This is a genomic window from Photobacterium marinum (assembly GCF_000331515.1).
Lineage (GTDB): Bacteria > Pseudomonadota > Gammaproteobacteria > Enterobacterales > Vibrionaceae > Photobacterium > Photobacterium marinum.
The window spans coordinates 40,878-59,456 of record NZ_AMZO01000004.1 but is presented as its reverse complement, the minus strand read 5'-3'; the positions used below and the strand labels follow the sequence as shown (position 1 = coordinate 59,456).

Genomic DNA, 18,579 nt, shown 5'->3' with positions numbered 1-18,579 from the left:
CAACAGAGAGTTCTCAGCGGCGATGAAAAAAACGGTTCATTGACAATTCGTCGAGGATCTTCTGTTCCTGACGGGCTTGTTTGAGCTGGAACTGGGCCATACGCTTATCAATGATTTTATCCCCTTTCTTAACCTGGCAATGCTGCTCAACCAGGCGCGCATTCATGCTCCGCAGTTCTACCTCCGAAAGAGCCAGCTCCTGGCGCTGAAGATTGGTCAGATTATCCAGTTGATGACGAAAACGTCCGATGCCTTTTAACAATAAAGCAGAGGCTTCGCTACCACTGCCAACAGAGTACTGACCCGACAGGCTTTCCAACAGTTCCAAACGCTGCTCGTGCGCCATCTTCTGCTGATTCATCTCTGTAAACTGCTGTTGCAGTTCATCAAACTTCTTCTGCTGCTGATCCCGCCAGCTTTCAATCACTTTTACACTCTTGGTCATGAATTAGCTTCCTCCGACAAGCTGCTGCAACTGCTGCTGACTTTCTTCAAGCGGAACCGAGTCATGGATACCCTGTTGCAAGAACCCACAAATTTCAGGGTATGACTGTACAGCCAAATCCAGGTTCGGATCCTGCCCCGGCTGATATCCGCCAAGCGATATCAAATCCTGAACCTGACGGTAGCGGGCATAAAGCTGTTTGACCCGCTGAGCTTTTCTTAACTGATCTTGAGTAACAACCTGCGGCATAGCACGACTGATTGACTGTTCAATATCAATTGCCGGGTAGTGTCCCTGCTCAGCCAACTCACGGTTAAGTACGATATGACCATCCAGAATCGCACGGGCCGCATCGGCAATCGGATCCTGCTGATCATCACCTTCGGACAAAACGGTATAAAAGGCGGTAATTGATCCCCGCTCTGTCGCACCGTTACCGGCACGCTCAACCAGCTGAGGTAAGAGGCTGAATACCGAAGGCGGATAACCTTTGGTTGCCGGCGGCTCACCTACAGCCAAGGCAATTTCCCGCTGGGCCTGTGCATAGCGGGTCAGTGAATCCATCAGCAACAGAACGTCATGGCCCTGGTCACGGAAAAACTCAGCTATCCGGTGGCACAATACCGATGCACGCAGTCGCATCAGCGGCGGATCATCCGCCGGCGAGGCAATTACGACCGCATTCTTCATACCTTCCGGACCCAGTGAGTGCTCGATGAATTCACGCACCTCACGACCTCGTTCACCGATAAGCCCCACCACGGTAATTTCTGCGGTAGTATTACGGGTCATCATACCCAGCAGTACACTTTTACCGACACCACTACCGGCAAACAAACCCATTCGCTGGCCTTTACCCACACTGAGCATACCGTTGATCGCCCTGACCCCGACATCAAGCTGAGTCGAAATCGGTAGACGTTGCAGCGGGTTGATCGTTTCACCATGAAGGTTGATACGGTGTTCGGCTGCCAGTTGGCCTTTGCCGTCCAGTGGCTCACCGAGACCATTAAGCACCCTGCCGAGCATGTTAAAGCCGACATTAATTTTGCTGTCGCCGTGAAGCGGAAGAACCCGGCTGCCGGGACGCAGACCGGTGGTGTGGCGAATTGGCATCAGAACCGATGCATTACGATCGAACCCCACAACTTCAGCTTCCACCAAAGTTCCGAGGTCCGTTTCAATCATACAGCGCTGGCCGGTACTCAGCCGGCAACCTACAGCTTCCAGGGTCAACCCGGCCATGCGGGTCAATCGGCCATAGGTGCGGGCAACCGGCACGTCAGGAACCTGCTCGACGGCCGAGGATAAACGAGCATTCAGCTCCTGAAAAATATCACGCATCTGTCAGTAAATTATCCCGAATCGATTCCATACAGGCTTCCAGACGCTCTTCGCTATCGGCGAAGGCCTCTGAATCACTGGTTACCACGCGGCAGCTGCCAATTGCTAATGAATCATCCGGCTTCAGGTTCCAGCTGCTAACCTGCTCCGGAACCAAATCCACCAAGCGCTGACAGTCTTGCGGGTTTAGATAAACCTCAAGCTCCGGCTTGTGCTCCGGCATCTGAGCCAGGGTTTCTTCAATCAGGTTGACCATCTGGCTTGGTACCAATGTCAGCTCTGCACGAATAACCTGGCGCGACACTTTCTGCACCAAGTCACAAATCATCTCGCTCTGCTGACGAACATGCTGGTGAAACACTTGCTGAATTTGCTGCATCAGATTATCAACAGATGTCACAGTACTGCCCATCTGCTGCTGCACCTGGGAAAGACCTTCACGGACCCCCTGCTGGCGTCCCTGATCTAAACCTTGTTGTTCACCAGCCTGCTGGCCCTGGGCCAGACCTTCCTGATAGCCCTGCTCAAAACCTTTCTGCTGGCCATCCTGAAAACCGTCATTGAACTCATCCTGATAGGAAGCGCCACTGCCCGCAGACAGGTCATCACCGAATAAATCCTCTTCCGGCTCAACCAGTGGCGGAAAATGATAATTGCGGTACTGACCCATCTGGGGATGAAGAATTTTCACTGCCTGCTTCTTCATACCTACTCCACAACCGGTTCACTGAACAGCTGAAGCTCAATCTCACCCTCGTCAGCAAGCCGACGCAACGTGGTAATAAGTTGGGAACGGGCTTCTTCGACCGCGCTGAGACGAACTCGTCCCTTGCCTTCCATTGCTTCGCGCAGGTACTGAGCCGCACGCTTCGGCATAGTACCAAAAACCTTGTCCTGCAGAGCCTGCTCGCTGCCTTTCAGTGCAGTTGCCAGCAGTTCCTGATCGACTTCCTCGACCAGACGCTCCAGCGTATCTTCGGTCTGGCGTACCAGAATGTCGAAGTTGTACATCTTGCTTTCCAGCGTTGAAACCAGCTCCGGATCCAGCTCTTTCAGTCCCAGCATTACTTGCTGGCTCTGATCGCCGTTCAGGCGGTTGATGATCTCGCTTGCCTTCTCAGTACCGTCGATCAACGTACTATTCTGCTGACCGACCTGAGACAAGAATTTCTCCAGCAACACATGAACTTCGTCGATCATGTTCGGATGGACTTCTTTCAGGTTAGCCAGACGGTAAAGCAAGTCATCTAAATTTTCTGTAGGCAAGCGTGCCAACAGTTGAGTCGCGACTTCCGGCTCTAGGTAAGCCAAGAATACAGCCTGCATCTGCGGGTGTTCACCCGAAATCAGCTCAGCCAGCTTCGCCGGCTCCAGCCACTGCAGGCGCTGCAGGTTGTGTTTAAGCGAGTCGCCATAGATAGAGTCCAGCAAAGGCTGGGACAGAGACTGTCCCAGAGCCTTGTTCAAGGTGCGCTCAAGGTAGTTACGTGATGCACCTGAAATGCCTGACTCAGTCTTGAAATCATTGAAAAAACGCTGAAAAACATTTTCTGCTTCAGTTTTTTTCACCGCAGGGATATTCGCCATCGCAATTGACAGCTGACGCACCTGCTCGCGATCAAGTTGCTTGAGCACATTAGCTGCCGCTTCTTCACCCATACTCAGCAGCAGGATGGCAGCTTGTTCCATTCCAGGGTTATTCTCGGTCGTCGTCATCTTTCGGTGTAATCCACTGTTTAACTACATGAGCAACACGCTCTGGTTCTTTCTCAGACAGCATCTGAAGATAAGACAGCTGCGCTTCAAGACCCGTTTCAGGACTCGGCAACTCAGGCAACTCTTCACTTGAAACAACAGAGCTCAGGCCAGGAGTTGCAGTTTGGGTTGCCACCACATCGGCATCAGATTCAGTTTCCTGATTATTCACTTCACCACCAGCTGTAGCTGGCACGGTTGCCACTGCGGTTGACGTTTCTTTCTCTGGCAGATTTTCTGCTTCAGGAATCATCAGCTTATTCGCTTTATTAGCGCCAGACAGCTGACGTATTGCTGGGCGAACAACAACCAGTAGAATCACCAATGCAACCAGTGCGGACAACAGGTAACGCAGGTAATCAAGCCAAATAGGCTGCGTCCACCATGAAGGCTCATCGGCCAGCAAGTTAGCATCACCGCGATTGAACGGATAAACCACAACGCTGAACTTATCACCGCGTGCAGTATCGATACCAATTGAATCCGCCAGCATTTGCTTAAGATCTTGCAACTGTGCCTGAGAAAAAGTTTCCGGCTGACCATTAAGGAGTACCGACACACTCAGACGCTTAATCTGGCCCTGCTGGTACAGAGTATGCTTCAGGGTTCGATCAATCGCGAAGTCACGAGATGATTCACCACGCTCATTACCTTGGTTCTTATCAGCAGCATCCTCACCTTCTTCCGGCGGACGGTTGCTCAGTGCACCCGGTACCCCCTGAGCAGGTTTGCCGATACGACGATCATAAGTGCTGTATTCATTCGCAACCGTGCCGTCTGGCGCATACAGCTCCTCTGTCGCTTCAACACGGTCAAAATTGATATCTGCCGCCACTTCAACCTGGAAGTTTTCCATGCCGACCAATGGACGCAACATACGGGATGCGCGTTCAATATAGCTGCGCTCCAGCTTCTGAACATATTCAAGGTAACGACTGCTGTTACGGCCATGTTTGCCGTCATCATTAATTACGGCTGACAACAGGTTACCCTGCTGATCGATCACGTTAACATGCTCTGAGCTCAGCTCCGGCACACTACCGGCAACCAGATTAACAATGGCTGTCACCTGCTCGGTATCCAGGCTCTGGCCCGGACGCAGCGAGACCACAACTGATGCAGACGGCTGCTCTTTTTCACGGCGAACAAACAGTGTTTGTTTCGGAATTGCCAGGTGAACACGAACATTGCTGACCGGGTCCAGTGCCATGATGCTTCGCGCCAGTTCACCTTCAAGACCGTGACGGTAGCGGGCATTTTCAATAAACTGGCTGGTACCCAAGCTGGAATCCTGGGACAGAATTTCCAGACCTGTAGGCAGCTGAGCTTCAATACCTGCAGCAGCCATCGCCATACGAGCCTGGCCCAGACTATGACGATCCACCATGATGGTACCCTGCTGAGGGTCGATGTAGAAATCCATCCCTCTCTGTTCAAGAACAGACAATACCTGGGCACGGTCAAAGTTTTCATGCTCACCGTACAGTGGCCGATACTGGGTATTCCCCTGCCACAGACCAATCACCACCACAGACGCAACCAGTGTGGCAATGATCCCCAGCAATACCATCAGTCGGGCACCGGAAAACAGCTGCCCTATACTTGAAGGGCCAGCTATGCCAGCTAGCCTTTGTTTGATTAATTCAGTCACTTATCTCGCCTCATTACACCGGCATTTTCATGACGTCATCATAAGCAGTAAGCAGCTTATTTCGTACTTGCACCATAGCGGCAAACGACAGGCTGGCTTTCTGGCTAGCAACCATGGCACCAACCAAGTCATCACTCTTTCCGGTATCAACCGCAGTCATCATTGCCGATGCTTCTTTACCCTGCTGGTCGACACTATTGATTGCCTGCGAAATAGCATCCGTGAAATTAACAGGATTCGTCTGGTTAACCGTCATCGGATTCGGAGCAATCTGCATTGGCTCCAGCGTATTAATCTGAGCCTGAATCTCATTCATCTGGCTAAGCGGCAATTGCATGCTCATTACTTTATCTTGCATATCTGGTTCTCGCGTAATGACGGTTCAGTTATGAATAATTTAAATTGGTTGCAGCAAAATCCGTGTTTTGCCCAGTCAGTATTTTTTCTATATCCAGTCCCTGCTCACGCATTGTCTGGATCTTGTATCTCAGCGCCCGGGTTGACACCCCCAGCTCTTCGGCGGTTTTGCTGCGGTGACCGTTAAACCGACGCAGCGTTTCAATAATGGTGTCAAACTCCGCCAGCTTACGGCTCTTCTGCAAGTTCGGCTTGGCGTCACTTTCGACAGCCTGTTGCCTCACCGGCAAAACATTCATATCTGCAAGCGGTTCAACAGACGGTTCCTGTGTTGTCTGTACCGGCAGCATCAAATCTTCGCCTCGGATTAAACAGCCTCTGCTCATAACCAACGCGCGCTGAATAACATTTTCAAGTTCGCGAACATTGCCCGGCCAGTCATAGCTACGCAGTGCCAGCTGAGCCTCCTCGGTAAACTCTGTCGTGAGCTGGTCGTTAGGCATATATCTAGCAAGCAAATGACGTGCCAGAGGAACGATGTCTTCTTGACGCTCTTTCAGGGTTGCGCAGTACATAGGAAAAACATTCAGACGGTAATACAGGTCCGCACGAAAACGTCCTTCAGCCACTTCCTTTTCCAGATCACGGTTGGTTGCAGCCAGAACCCGGATATCCAGTTTAATTTTCTGATGGCTACCTAAGCGCTCAACCTCTCGTTCCTGCAGTACTCGCAATAACTTAGTCTGCAGGGACAATGGCAGTTCACCAATTTCATCCAGCATCAGGGTACCGCCGTTGGCAATTTCCAACTTACCGGCCTGAGCAGACGTTGCGCCAGTAAACGCCCCTTTGGTATGACCGAAAAGAATCGACTCAATCATGGTTTCAGGAATTGCTGCACAGTTAATAGCGACAAACGGACCGGAAGCGCGCGGAGATGATTCATGAATAAAACGCGCCAAAACTTCTTTACCAGTACCGCTCTCACCGTTAATCAGAACAGAAGCGTCAGCCTGAGCTACTCGTTGCGCCAGCTGGAATAACTGTTTGCTCTGATGAGATTCTGCGACAATCGCCTGACGCTGTTGTTCAGGCTGCAGGCGCTGAACGAGTTGACTCAGGTGCATGTGGCCAAACGGGATCAACAAGTAATCCATCGCACCCTGCTGCAAAGCGCGAGTCACCTGGGCAACATGCTGCAGTTCGGAAACGACAACCACTTCGCCTTTATAGCGAGGCTGTACCAATTTGATCAGGTCCGCGGCCTCAGTACCGTCCGGCAACCAGGCTGGCACTAACACCAGGTCCCAATGATTCTGGGTAAGGAGGGTTAAACAGTCAGCCAGATCAGCTGTCTGAGTTAATTGGTATCCTTTTGCTTCGCCCTCTGACAGAACCTGCTCTAAACCAGGGTGATGAGGGTGGAACATTAAAACTTGCCAACTCTTCTTCATTTACTAACCTGCCGCAGATTTCTTAATTAAACGCACTGTTACCCGTCGATTTTTCATCCGCCCTAGCTCCTGGGCGTTATCGGCGATAGGATAGCGATCGCCATGAGAACGAATTTGAATCATCTTGTGGGGAATGCCGAACTCAATCAGCGCCGCCGCCACTTCCTCAGCCCGTTCCCGAGACATTCTGAGTTTCACACCGACCCGCCCCTGGCTATCAGAGTGACCGTCAATCAGGATCTTACTGATTGATGCAGTTTCATTGATGTATTCCGCAATGCCACGCAAGGCGCGCAGGCTCTCTTTCGATACCGAGGTCGATCCCGATCGAAAATAGAATTCACTGTTTCTGACCTGCTGGTAGTTTACCGGCAACAAGTGATTACGACATTTAAGGAAATCTTCAGCAGGTTGCTGGAAATTGATATTGGTTAAAATGACGCTGTCAGTTATTTGACGTTCATCTTTTAAAAGGACTTTGACCCACGTTCCATTTTTTAATTTTTCAAAAACGACGCCAGCCTGATGGACAACTAATTCACCGGTAAGCGGTGAAAAATCAATCATTCCAATATCATAAATAGGCTTAGTAGTATTATTCGCCCAGACTGCAGGTGTTTCAAAAACAGAACGATATGCAATCTGCTTCTTTAGTTCATTAGACTTAATTTCAAGGCGAGTCTCCTCACCCGCTTCAGCAATAATTGCCGCCACACCAAAATCTTCTATTTCATGCGAAATAGAACACATTGTTTTATTACCTTTAAATGTCCACTGACTATTATCCAGGGCCGACATTCTTTTATTTTCCTGGCCGAATCCCTGGGCTGAAGTCAATAGCATCAATAAAGTAGCAACACTTCGTCTAACCATCACTAAGCCTAAATAACGTTGTATGTGTTTCATTGGTGATTAAGGGTAAAAGTCCCCCTGCCGCTGGAGTTACCATCGACAAAATCATTTATATTTTTCGGCAAACCTAATATTTGACTACTGCAAAAATGTTAAGCCATAAAGAAAAACAAAAGGAAACAACACCTTAAATCCGTCACACCAGTAGGTTTTCCATATATATGAGAGGGTTATAAATCCAACCGATGTTTGGGCGTCTAATTTATTTTATTATTTTGCTAAATGAGAAAACATTCGAGTTTATCTGTCAACTGTCAATAAAATGAACATCACCAGAATAGCACACGGTAATATTTTGACGTATGCATCAAATAATATATTTGTTTGACAAACCTATTGCTCAAACGGTAGTCTCCCGCGCTCAATGAGCACAGGGCAAAACCTGTAAGTTATGTGCACTGCCTAGTATATCGGAAAAAATAATTTGACAGGAAGCAGAATTCACGAAAATATTGGGTTTACAAACGAACACTAAGTGAACAAATCGACTTATTTTCACCCTCTGTTAATATTTATATATATGCGGTAATTAATTGTTAATAAATAGCGGGTTGTTAGTGTGAGATCCATTCCAATATTTAAATAACCATTATTAATTAAAGACAAATTTGGTCGCTTTATCTTTATTTAATTGATTACTTACAGTGAACTAATAATAAAAGTATTAATAACAGCACTGAGATCTTGATTCATATATTTATATATTCAACGTAATTAATACAATTTTCGAAAAACACAAATTCCATTGGTTGCCATAGGTTATGACGAAAAAGAGCAAAATAATCTCCGAACTTGATCAGATTGAAGTTCGAGCATTTGATCTCGCGAGCCCGGAACACCGTATTGGCGCCCTTCAAGCCATCATTGACAATGTCTGTAAGCAGTTCGAAAGATCGGCCCGCCAGTCTTTCCATCACCTGCTACGCCACCCGGTAGAATTCCGCTTTGAACAGCAAGACACGCTCAAGCTGCAGGACTACCTGCAACAGCTAAAAAAACCAAGCCTGTATCGCGAGTTCATGGTCAACCCACATGATCTTCACGGCGCAGTCTCTATTGATGGCGACCTGCTTTTCTTCATGGTTGATCTGTTCTTCGGGGGCAGTGGCAACAATAAACGCCGCCAGAATGACATGAGTGATACCGAGCTGCGCCTAGTCGAGCTTTTCTTTAACCAGGCACTAGAACAATTTTCTAACGGCTGGCACAGCATCACAAACTGGCAAAGTACTCTGACAGAAAAGAACACCCTGCGTCTTGGCAACCCGATGCAGAACAATCAACTTTACCAAGTTTGTCGTTTTACGCTTGAAGTCAGTGGTCATCAAGGCTGGTTTGATATTGCGCTGCCTTTCGGAGGCCTCGATTTTTTGCGCGATCAGCAGTGCAAACCTGCTGACGTTGAAGCCGACCCTGAACTCCAAGCCAAAATTCAGGAAAAACTGTGCCATATTCCGATGCGCCTGATGACCACCCTGTGTGAACGACGTCTGGCGCTGGGTGATGTGATGGATTTGAAACCAGGTGATGTTATTCCTGTGGAGCTTCCGGGCGAAGTGACCGTGCGCGCAGGTAAGACATCCCTCTTCAAGGCCCGTATTGCAGAAAACAACTCAAGCCTTGTTCTGCAGATTCAAGATGTGATTAAACAGTAACAGGAACCACCATGTCTGAACAAACCGAAGATCTGAATATTGACCTTGATGAACTTGACCTGGGTAGCCTGAGTCAGGAACCGCAAAGTACAAATGCAACCGCTCAACAGGACATGTCGTTTATCCGTAATATTCCGGTTAATTTGACCCTGGAAGTCGCGAGTACCGAACTGATGGTAGGCGATCTGATGAATGTGTCGCTGGGTACAGTTATCGAGCTTGATAAGCTGAGCGGTGAAGCGATGGACGTAAAAGTGAACGGTACTCTGCTGGGCCATGCCGAAGTGGTTATCGTAAACAACAAATACGGCCTGCGTCTGGTGAATGTTGTTGATGACAACGACATGCTGAAAGGACTAACCAAGTAATGCGTCGCATCTGGGTTGTACTGACCTGCCTGTTGTTCAGCGTTCCTGCGCTGGCACAGGACCTGCCGCTGCTGACCATCAATGGTCCGAACGGCGCGGAAGAGTACAGCGTGAAGCTGCAAATCTTCCTGCTGATGACTGCACTGGCTTTTTTACCGGCCATGCTGCTGATGGTGACCAGTTTTACCCGGATCATCATCGTACTGGGCATTTTGCGCCAGGCGATGGGTCTGCAGCAAAGTCCACCTAACCGGGTACTGATCGGTATAGCCCTGACCCTGTCGCTGTTTATCATGCGCCCGGTTCTTTATGAAGTCTACGATAACGCCATTGTTCCCTACCAGAGCGGTTCAATGACCATGGTCGAAGCACTGAATACAGCTGAAAAACCATTGCGCCACTTTATGCTGCAGCAAACCCGCGAGACGGATCTGGAGCAAATCCTGCGCATTGCCAATGAGCCAGCGCCGAATAACATGGAAGAGCTCGACTTTCTGATAGTGATGCCAGCCTTCATTCTCAGTGAGCTGAAAACCGCGTTTCAAATCGGCTTTATGCTGTTTATTCCGTTTTTGATCATCGATATCGTGGTCGCCAGTGTTCTGATGGCGATGGGTATGATGATGCTTTCACCCCTGATTATTTCGCTGCCGTTCAAGCTAATGATTTTCGTTATGGTGGATGGCTGGTCTATGACCGTTGGCACACTAAGCGCAAGTTTCGGATAGAGTATGGGAACAGAATTTCTCGCTACGTTTTTCGGCGAGGCATTAATGATTATCGTCAGTATGGTCTGTGTGATGATCATCCCCAGCCTGATAATCGGCCTCCTTGTCAGTATTTTCCAGGCTGCAACCCAAATCAACGAGCAGACGCTCAGCTTCCTGCCTCGTCTGTTGATGACATTGGCGATGCTGGGCTTTGCCGGCCCGTGGCTGCTGCGCACGCTGGGTGATCTGTTCAACCGCTTATTCCTCAACATTCCACACCTGATCGGCTGACGCCATGCTAGACATCTCAGCCGCTCAGTTAACCGCTTGGCTTGGACAGATCTGGTGGCCTTTCTTCCGCCTCAGTGCCGCAATGATGCTGATGCCGATTTTTGGCGGCAACGGCGTCCCGGTACGGGTGCGTATCGGCCTGGCATTCATGATCAGTATTCTTGCATCACCGCTGATGCCAGCGATGCCAAGTGTCGACCCGCTTTCCCTTGAAGCCCTGCTACTGGCTGCCCAACAGATGGTGATCGGCGGCCTAATGGGACTGATGCTGGAATTACTGTTTGCGGTATTCACCACCATGGGCCAAATCCTGTCAATGCAGATGGGTCTGGGTATGGCAATGATGAATGACCCAATCAACGGCGTCAGTATCCCGGCACTGGGTAAGTATTACCAGGTTTATACCCTGCTGCTGTTTTTGGCTCTGGACGGCCATTTAATCGCACTGGATGTCATTGTCCGCAGTTTCGAAGTCTGGCCGGTTGGTAATATGCCGAGCCAGGATGCACTCTACAGCGTCATTATGCGTTTCGGCTGGATGATGGCTGCGTCCCTGTTGCTAGCACTGCCGGCGGTGTGTGCCATGCTGCTGGTTAACGGCTCTTTCGGCATGATGAACCGAGCTGCACCGCAGTTGAACGTATTTGCCCTCGGTTTTCCGATGACCATGATGCTCGGCCTGATCTGCCTGCTGATCACCACCTCAGGCATTCCGGAGAACTTCACCCGTCTCTGCAGTGAAACTTTGCAGCTGATGGCCAACATGGAGGCGCGCTGATGAGTGATAACAGCAGTCAGGACAAAACGGAACAGCCCAGTCAGCAGAAACTACGCAAGGCACGAGAGGAAGGTAACCTCCCCCGCTCGAAAGAACTGGTGACCGCACTGATGACAGTAGGCGGTGCCCTATTGCTGACCGGCTTTGCCGGTTCTATGGCCGAAATGTTCAAAGTGGTCACCAACCTCAATATGGTACTACCGAAAGAAGCGGCCTTTGAAACCAAGTACATGTTCAAGCATCTGTCTGAAAGCCTGATCGCCATGGTAAAAGCCATCGGCCCGATGCTAGGGATGTTGATGTTTATTACCGTGCTGGCAAACCTGCTCCGCGGTGGCTGGAATATGTCGGTTAAATCAGCACAGCCGAAATTTTCCAAACTGAATCCGATTTCGGGTCTCAAGCGGATGTTCTCGACCAAATCGCTGGCCGAGCTGGTGAAAAGTATTCTGAAGGTAACGCTGATCAGCGGCACCCTATACTGGCTGCTCAACAGCCACCTGACACAGATAGTCACACTCCAGCGCCTGCCGCTGCCTGAGGCTATCTTACAGACCATAGACCTGCTGTGGCTGGGCCTGTTCAGCTTTGGTCTGGCGCTGCTGCTGATTGCTGTGCTCGAAATGCCTTACGCTGGCTGGGAGTACACCAAACAGCTGAAGATGACCAAACAAGAGGTAAAAGAAGAACATAAGAACAACGAAGGTAAGCCGGAAGTTAAAGCTAAGATCCGCCAGCTGCAACGCCAAATGTCACAACGACAGATGATGAAAACTGTGCCTCAGGCCGACGTCGTTATCACCAACCCGACTCACTACGCCGTCGCCCTGAAATATGATTTAGATAAAGCTGGTGCACCGTTTGTTATCGCTAAAGCGGTGGATCAGGCAGCGTTGCAAATGCAACAGATTGCCCGCCAGCATAACCGCCCGGTGGTCGAGATCCCGCCACTGACCCGTGCGGTGTATTACTCAACCAACGAGTGGCAGGAAATTCCGGCTCCGTTGTATGTGGCCGTAGCCCACGTACTGACATTTGTCTTCCAGATGGAGCAATACAAACAGGGACGTCAGGAGAACAGACCTGAATTCCCACAAGTTACGATTCCGAAAGAATTACGTCGCTAACAGGAACTGAGCTAGATGAAACATAAACTCACCCCGTTACTGCAGCTACTCGCCAAGGGACAACTTGGTATCCCGCTGCTCCTGATGACGATACTGGCTATGGTGATCCTGCCTATCCCGCCGATGGTGCTGGATATGCTGTTCACCTTCAATATCGTCCTGGCGCTGTTGGTAATGCTGGTCAGTGTTTACAGCAAACGCCCGCTCGATTTCTCAGTCTTCCCGAGCATCCTGCTGGTTGCGACCCTGTTGCGCCTGGCACTGAACGTCGCCTCAACCCGGGTAGTTTTGCTCAACGGTCATGACGGCGGTGCCGCAGCCGGTAAGGTAATCGAAGCCTTCGGTGATGTGGTGATCGGCGGTAACTACGTCGTCGGTATGGTGGTGTTCGTGATCCTGATGATCATCAACTTCGTCGTGGTTACCAAAGGTGGTGAACGTATCTCGGAAGTAAGCGCCCGCTTCACCCTTGATGCGATGCCGGGTAAGCAGATGGCAATCGATGCCGATCTGAACGCCGGTATCATCGACCATATTCAGGCCAAGACCCGCCGTGAAGAAGTTGCCCGTGAAGCCGATTTCTACGGTTCGATGGACGGTGCATCGAAGTTCGTCCGCGGTGATGCTGTAGCAGGTATGCTGATCCTGTTCATCAACATCATCGGTGGTATCAGCATCGGTGTATTCCAGTATGGCCTGTCATTCTCTGATGCATTTCAGACTTACGCCCTACTGACTATCGGTGACGGCCTGGTAGCCCAGATCCCTTCACTGTTGCTGGCGACCTCTGCTGCAATCATCGTGACCCGTGTCGCTGACAGCGACAACCTGTCCAAACAAATCAGCAGGCAGATGCTGGCTTCACCGACGGCCCTGTTTGTGGTTGCCGGGATCATGCTGATACTGGGCCTGATCCCGGGCATGCCACACATGGCGTTCCTGTGTTTTGCCGGTGTGGTTGGCCTGACTGCATGGCGGATGCGCAATTACGAGAATCCGACCAAACAGGAAGATCTCGAACGTGCCGAACAGATTGTGGAACAACATGACCAGCCGGAAAACAAAGAGCTGGTTGCCGGTGACATCCCTCTGGTCCATGCTATGAGCCTGAATGTCGGTTTCCGTCTGGTGAACCTGATCGACCGCCGCCAGGGTGCAGAACTGCTCAACCGCCTGGTGGGTATCCGCAAGACCCTGACCGAACAACGCGGTTTCGTGATCCCGCAAATTCATGTTAAAGACGATTTAGGCTTGGAGGCCAGCCAATACCAAATACTGATCCGTGGTGCCAAAGTCGTCCAGGCCGAGCTGGAAATGGACCATCTTCTGGCAATTAACCCGGGCCAGGTCTACGGCAACGTTGACGGTATCCTGACCAAAGATCCTGCCTACGGTATGGAAGCGGTATGGATTACACCTGCAGAAAAAGACAAAGCCGTAAACCTGGGTTATACCGTGGTGGATCACGCAACTATCATCTCGACCCATGTCAGCAAGATTATCAGCGACCATATCGAAGATATCCTGAGTCCGGAAGAAATCTCCGGCGTAATCGATCGCCTGGCAACCATCAACAGCAAGCTGGCTGAAGATCTGCAAAAGAAACTGACGCCACAGCAACTGCTGCGCGTATTCCGCCAACTGGCGATTGAAGGCGTATCCCTGTCTGACATAGTGACCATTTCCAACTCACTGGTCGAATCGGCTGAGCTGTCACAGGACCCGATCCTGCTGGCCGCGGATGTCCGTTGCGTACTGCGCCGGGTGATTTTGGGCAGCCTGATCGGCATGCGCCCGGATGTACCTGCAGTCACCCTGTCAAACGAGCTGGAAAATGTTCTGCTCGGAGCCCTAAGCCAGGCCCAGTCCGGTGGTCATGTCCAGCTCGATGGTTTTGCCCTGGAGCCGACAGTTATCGAAAAGCTTCAGCGCACCCTGCCGGAAGTGCTGGATAACATGCGCCTGCACGGCCATCCGCCGATTCTACTGGTACTGCCTCAGCTTCGCCCGCTACTGGCCCGCTATGCCAGGGTCTGTGCCCGCGGCCTGCATGTACTGTCGTTCAATGAGATCCCGGATGACAAGAGCGTGTCCGTGGTCGGGAACATGGGATAATTCCCGGACAAGTAAACCTTATCAATACGCCGGCAGCTGCCGGCGTATTCTTTATGGAAACCAACAAATATTAAGCCTAACCGGTTTCACGGACCTGCTGATTCAAAAACGCCCTCAGCTTAAGCGGCTTGACCGGCTTGCTGATAAATTTAAATCCATGAGCTTTCACCGCCTGCTGAGTTTCTGCCGTCCGGTCGGCACTGATCACCGCGCCCCTGAAAACGTTACCTAACTGCAAAGTACATTGCTGCAACACCTGCAACCCAGTCTGGTTATGCGCCAGATGATAATCGCTGAGCACAACATCAGGCTGCCAGTCGTCAGTTAACTGTGCCATGGCTTCGGCCACCGTTTCTGCCAGCCGGACATCACAACCCCAACGAACCAGCAGGTTTTCCATTCCCAGCAAAATATCCGGTTCGTTATCGACACACAAAATACGCAGACCGGCCAAAGGAGCTGACTGTCCCACCGTTTCCAGTGATGCATCACTCTGGAGCTGATGTAACGGTTTAACCAATACTCCACGCTTAACCGTCAGGGAAAATACCGTCCCTTTCCCCGGCCATGATCGCAATGACAATGAATGATCCAACACCCGGCTGATCCCGCGGGCTATCGCCAGCCCCAATCCGAGGCCGTGATCAGCCCCGGAGTGCTCTATCCGGGTAAACTCCTCAAAAATATGTGCCTGCTTTTCTTCCGGTATGCCGGGGCCGTTATCCCAGACTTCTATTTGCAGTAAGTTTTGCAACAGATTTTTCCGGTCATTTTGTTTCCGACGCACGCCCAGCACCACCCTGCCGTTCGGGTTATAACGAAACGCATTGGTAAGAAAATTTTGCAGTGCACGACGCAGCAGTTTCGGATCAGAGACAATCACAGCATCACTATGGACTACCTCAAAGGTGATCCCCTGTTGGCGAGCCAGCGCGCTGAATTCAGCATTCAGGGTGTCGAGTACCTCACTGACTGGAAACGGATGCACATGAACCTGTAGTTTCCCCGACTCCAGCCGTGACACATCAAGCAAATCACCAATCAAATCTTCCGCAGCACCCAGCGCACTCTCAATGTGACTGGCCAACTGAATAGTATCCTTGTCTTTCGCCATTTCGGTCAGCGACGAAGAAAACAGCCGTGCTGCATTGAGCGGCTGCATCAAATCATGGCTCACAGCCGCCAGAAACCGGCCTTTCGAACTGGCTTGCAGCTCCGCCTGCTGCGTAGCAGCCACCAGCTGTCGGTTCAGTGACTCCAGCTCCTGGGTTCGAAGCCTAACCCGCTCCTCCAAGTGTTCATTGGCTTCTTTCAGCGCCTGCTCAGCCTGGCGAAAAGCGGTAATGTCAGTAAAACTCATCACAAACCCGCCACCGGGCATCGGGTTTCCCTGCACTTCAATCACCAAACCGTCAGGCCGGGTGCGGGCAGAAGTATGGGCTGTCCCGCGCTTGAGGTGTGCCACCCGTTTGGCGACATGCTTTTCCACATCCCCCGGACCGCACAGTCCTTGCCGGGCATTGTGGCGGATCACATCAGCAATCGGCCTGCCGACCTGGATCAGCCCCGGCGGAAATGAAAACATTTCCAGATATCGATGGTTCCAGGCCACCAGCCGCAGCTGTTTATCAACCACGGTGATCCCCTGACTGATATGTTCAATCGCTCCCTGTAACAAACCTCGGCTAAAATCAAACAGCTCCGACGCTTCATCGACAATGGTCGCCACTTCTTCCAGTTGCATGTTGCGCCCCTGCAAGGCAGAAGTCAGAACCAGACGGGCAGACGATGCCCCGAATACTCCGGCCAGCACTCGCTCGGTATGTCGGATCAACGAAGCCGTTGCCTGCATCTGCGACATCACCGGCTCCTGATGTTGTTCGGCATACTGGTGGAAAGCATTCTTGACCCGTTTTCGCCCGACAAACCGGGCAGCCAGCATCTCCAGCTCTCCCACCGTCACCCGGGTCTGATACAGGCTGACATCTTCCGTTTCCGGTAGCGGCGCACCAACAAAGGCCGCGGCCTGCAAACGCTCGCTCAGAGAAGTACGGGAAGCCAAAGACACCAGCACATACAGTGAAACATTGACGCTCAGGCTGAGCAGCATTCCCCAGTCAACAGAGGAGAGCTCACCGAGCAATGGCCACTGTGGCGGCGCCAGTAACCACAGCAGCAGGTTGCTGTCTGCGGTTCCGGCTAACATATTGGTCTGCCCCATCATGGTGATCACCCAAACAGCCGAACCACCAGCCAAACCGGCAAACACCCCGTTACGGTTCCCGTCACGCCAGTACAATCCCCCCAGCAGCGGCGGAGCAAACTGGGCAATGGCCGCAAACGACAACAAGCCAATGGCAGACAGTGACTCAATCTCATCCAGTGCCAAATGAAAGAAAAGCGCCGCCAACAGCAGCACAACTATCAGTCCCCGACGGACATTGAGTAACAGGCCGGAAAAGGCACCGAAATCCTGTCCCGAAATCCGCAAACGACGCAATAACAAGGGCAGGACCAAATCATTGGACGCCATGATCGCCAGCGCAATAGTCGACACAATCACCATCCCGCTGGCAGCCGATGTACCACCGAGAAAAGCCAACAAAGCAATACTGTCAGCCCCTTGTTGAAGAGGCAGACTGATCACATAAGTATCGGCTGCGATATGTGGCAACAACACTTGACCGGCAAGCGCCAACGGAACAACAAACAGCCCCATCAGCAGCAGGTAAACCGGAAAAATCTTCCGGGCAGAATGCAAATCCTGGGCACGTTTATTTTCGACCACAGTGGTATGGAACTGGCGGGGCAGACAGATAATGGCCGCCATGGCCAGCAAAGTATGGATCAACAGGCTGGCCATATTCGGTGAATGGGGCAACAGGTAAGCCTGGTGCAACAACTTGATATCCGGCAGTTCAAACAACACACCGCAGACAAAGACGCCGACAACCAGAAACGCCGCCAGCTTAACCAGCGATTCAAAAGCCACAGCCATCATCATCCCGCGGTGATGCTCAGTGGTATCAATATGCCGGGTTCCGAACAACACGGTAAACACTGCCAGCGCCAAAGTCACCAGCCAGGCGATATCACTGTTACCAAGATCCTGAGCCTTCCCAAAATCCGGAGCCACCAGCTCCAGCCCCATCGTAATCGCTCTAAGCTGCAGGGAGATATAGGGCAGAATACCGACGACAGCAATAACGGTCACCAACACTGCCACCCCCTGCGATTTGCCGTAACGGGCAGCAATAAAGTCGGCAATAGAAGTGATATGCTCCCGTTTGGCAATCAGGATCAGACGGGCCAGGATCCGCCAACCAACGGTAAACACCAAGATCGGTGCTAAATAGATAGGTAAAAAGGACCAGACATTCTGGCTGGCCTGTCCAACCGTGCCATAAAAGGTCCATGAGGTGCAGTAAACTGCAATTGAAAGGCTATAAATCCACGGCCGCAAACCTGCCATCCACTGCGGTTTCCGATCGCCGTACCAGGCAATTAAAAACAGCAGCCCCAGATAAGCAAGCGAGACCGGCACGACAATCCATCCCTGTGCCATGTGCGTTCCCTGACTGATTGAAAATGCGAAATACCGAAGGGCAAATTATCTG

At 51.2% G+C, this 18,579-nt stretch carries 16 protein-coding genes; 7 read left to right on the top strand and 9 right to left on the bottom strand.

All coding sequences use genetic code 11. The features are described 5' to 3' along the window. Window positions 1-13 precede the first annotated feature (13 nt). Genes C942_RS04370 through C942_RS04335 form a run of 8 tightly spaced genes read right to left on the bottom strand, consistent with a single transcriptional unit; the run spans window position 14 to window position 7,804 of the window. Complete coding sequence (locus tag C942_RS04370; RefSeq protein ID WP_007462908.1) at window positions 14-445, bottom strand: flagellar export protein FliJ; 432 nt, start codon at window positions 443-445, stop codon at window positions 14-16. A gap of 3 nt (window positions 446-448) precedes the next feature. Next, window positions 449-1,789: a flagellar protein export ATPase FliI gene (gene fliI / locus C942_RS04365; RefSeq protein ID WP_007462907.1), complete on the bottom strand. Its 1,341-nt coding sequence runs from the start codon at window positions 1,787-1,789 to the stop codon at window positions 449-451. Beyond that, the gene (gene fliH / locus C942_RS04360) at window positions 1,782-2,495 is read right to left on the bottom strand and encodes a flagellar assembly protein FliH (protein WP_007462905.1); all 714 of its coding nucleotides are present in this window, start codon (window positions 2,493-2,495) and stop codon (window positions 1,782-1,784) included. Before fliH ends, fliI begins: the two co-directional genes overlap by 8 nt. A gap of 2 nt (window positions 2,496-2,497) precedes the next feature. Beyond that, the gene (fliG, locus tag C942_RS04355) at window positions 2,498-3,505 is read right to left on the bottom strand and encodes a flagellar motor switch protein FliG (RefSeq protein ID WP_007462903.1); all 1,008 of its coding nucleotides are present in this window, start codon (window positions 3,503-3,505) and stop codon (window positions 2,498-2,500) included. After that, window positions 3,486-5,195, bottom strand: coding sequence for a flagellar basal-body MS-ring/collar protein FliF (fliF, locus tag C942_RS04350; RefSeq protein WP_007462901.1), 1,710 nt, complete (start codon window positions 5,193-5,195; stop codon window positions 3,486-3,488). The genes fliG and fliF overlap by 20 nt, the downstream gene beginning before the upstream one ends. A gap of 13 nt (window positions 5,196-5,208) precedes the next feature. Next, the gene (fliE, locus tag C942_RS04345) at window positions 5,209-5,553 is read right to left on the bottom strand and encodes a flagellar hook-basal body complex protein FliE (RefSeq protein WP_007462899.1); all 345 of its coding nucleotides are present in this window, start codon (window positions 5,551-5,553) and stop codon (window positions 5,209-5,211) included. A 28-nt stretch (window positions 5,554-5,581) separates the two neighbouring features. Next, complete coding sequence (locus C942_RS25590) at window positions 5,582-7,006, bottom strand: sigma-54-dependent transcriptional regulator (RefSeq protein ID WP_157372550.1); 1,425 nt, start codon at window positions 7,004-7,006, stop codon at window positions 5,582-5,584. Window positions 7,007-7,009: 3 nt separating this feature from the next. Next, on the bottom strand, window positions 7,010-7,804 hold the full coding sequence (locus C942_RS04335; RefSeq protein ID WP_007462895.1) for an OmpA family protein: 795 nt from the start codon (window positions 7,802-7,804) through the stop codon (window positions 7,010-7,012). Window positions 7,805-8,679: 875 nt separating this feature from the next. Here C942_RS04335 and C942_RS04330 point away from each other — a divergent pair. From C942_RS04330 to flhA, 7 genes are read left to right on the top strand one after another with little or no spacing between them, the layout of a single operon-like run. Then, complete coding sequence (locus C942_RS04330) at window positions 8,680-9,573, top strand: flagellar motor switch protein FliM (RefSeq protein WP_007462893.1); 894 nt, start codon at window positions 8,680-8,682, stop codon at window positions 9,571-9,573. Between the two features lie 11 nt (window positions 9,574-9,584). Beyond that, window positions 9,585-9,941, top strand: a complete 357-nt coding sequence (fliN, locus tag C942_RS04325) for a flagellar motor switch protein FliN (RefSeq protein ID WP_007462890.1) — start codon at window positions 9,585-9,587, stop codon at window positions 9,939-9,941. Continuing rightward, on the top strand, window positions 9,941-10,669 hold the full coding sequence (gene fliP, locus C942_RS04320; protein ID WP_007462888.1) for a flagellar type III secretion system pore protein FliP: 729 nt from the start codon (window positions 9,941-9,943) through the stop codon (window positions 10,667-10,669). The genes fliN and fliP overlap by 1 nt, the downstream gene beginning before the upstream one ends. 3 nt (window positions 10,670-10,672) lie before the next feature. Next, a complete protein-coding gene (locus C942_RS04315; RefSeq protein ID WP_007462886.1) occupies window positions 10,673-10,942 on the top strand; it encodes a flagellar biosynthetic protein FliQ in 270 nt (89 codons plus the stop codon). Between the two features lie 4 nt (window positions 10,943-10,946). Continuing rightward, window positions 10,947-11,720, top strand: a complete 774-nt coding sequence (fliR, locus tag C942_RS04310; protein ID WP_007462884.1) for a flagellar biosynthetic protein FliR — start codon at window positions 10,947-10,949, stop codon at window positions 11,718-11,720. Beyond that, entirely contained in the window at window positions 11,720-12,847 is a 1,128-nt protein-coding gene (gene flhB / locus C942_RS04305) for a flagellar biosynthesis protein FlhB (protein WP_007462881.1), read from the top strand. The genes fliR and flhB overlap by 1 nt, the downstream gene beginning before the upstream one ends. A 15-nt stretch (window positions 12,848-12,862) precedes the next feature. Then, the gene (gene flhA, locus C942_RS04300) at window positions 12,863-14,962 is read left to right on the top strand and encodes a flagellar biosynthesis protein FlhA (RefSeq protein WP_007462879.1); all 2,100 of its coding nucleotides are present in this window, start codon (window positions 12,863-12,865) and stop codon (window positions 14,960-14,962) included. A gap of 76 nt (window positions 14,963-15,038) precedes the next feature. On the opposite strand, the gene C942_RS04295 is transcribed toward flhA, so the two are convergent. Then, entirely contained in the window at window positions 15,039-18,527 is a 3,489-nt protein-coding gene (locus C942_RS04295) for a PAS domain-containing hybrid sensor histidine kinase/response regulator (protein WP_007462876.1), read from the bottom strand. Between the last annotated feature and the right edge of the window lie 52 nt (window positions 18,528-18,579).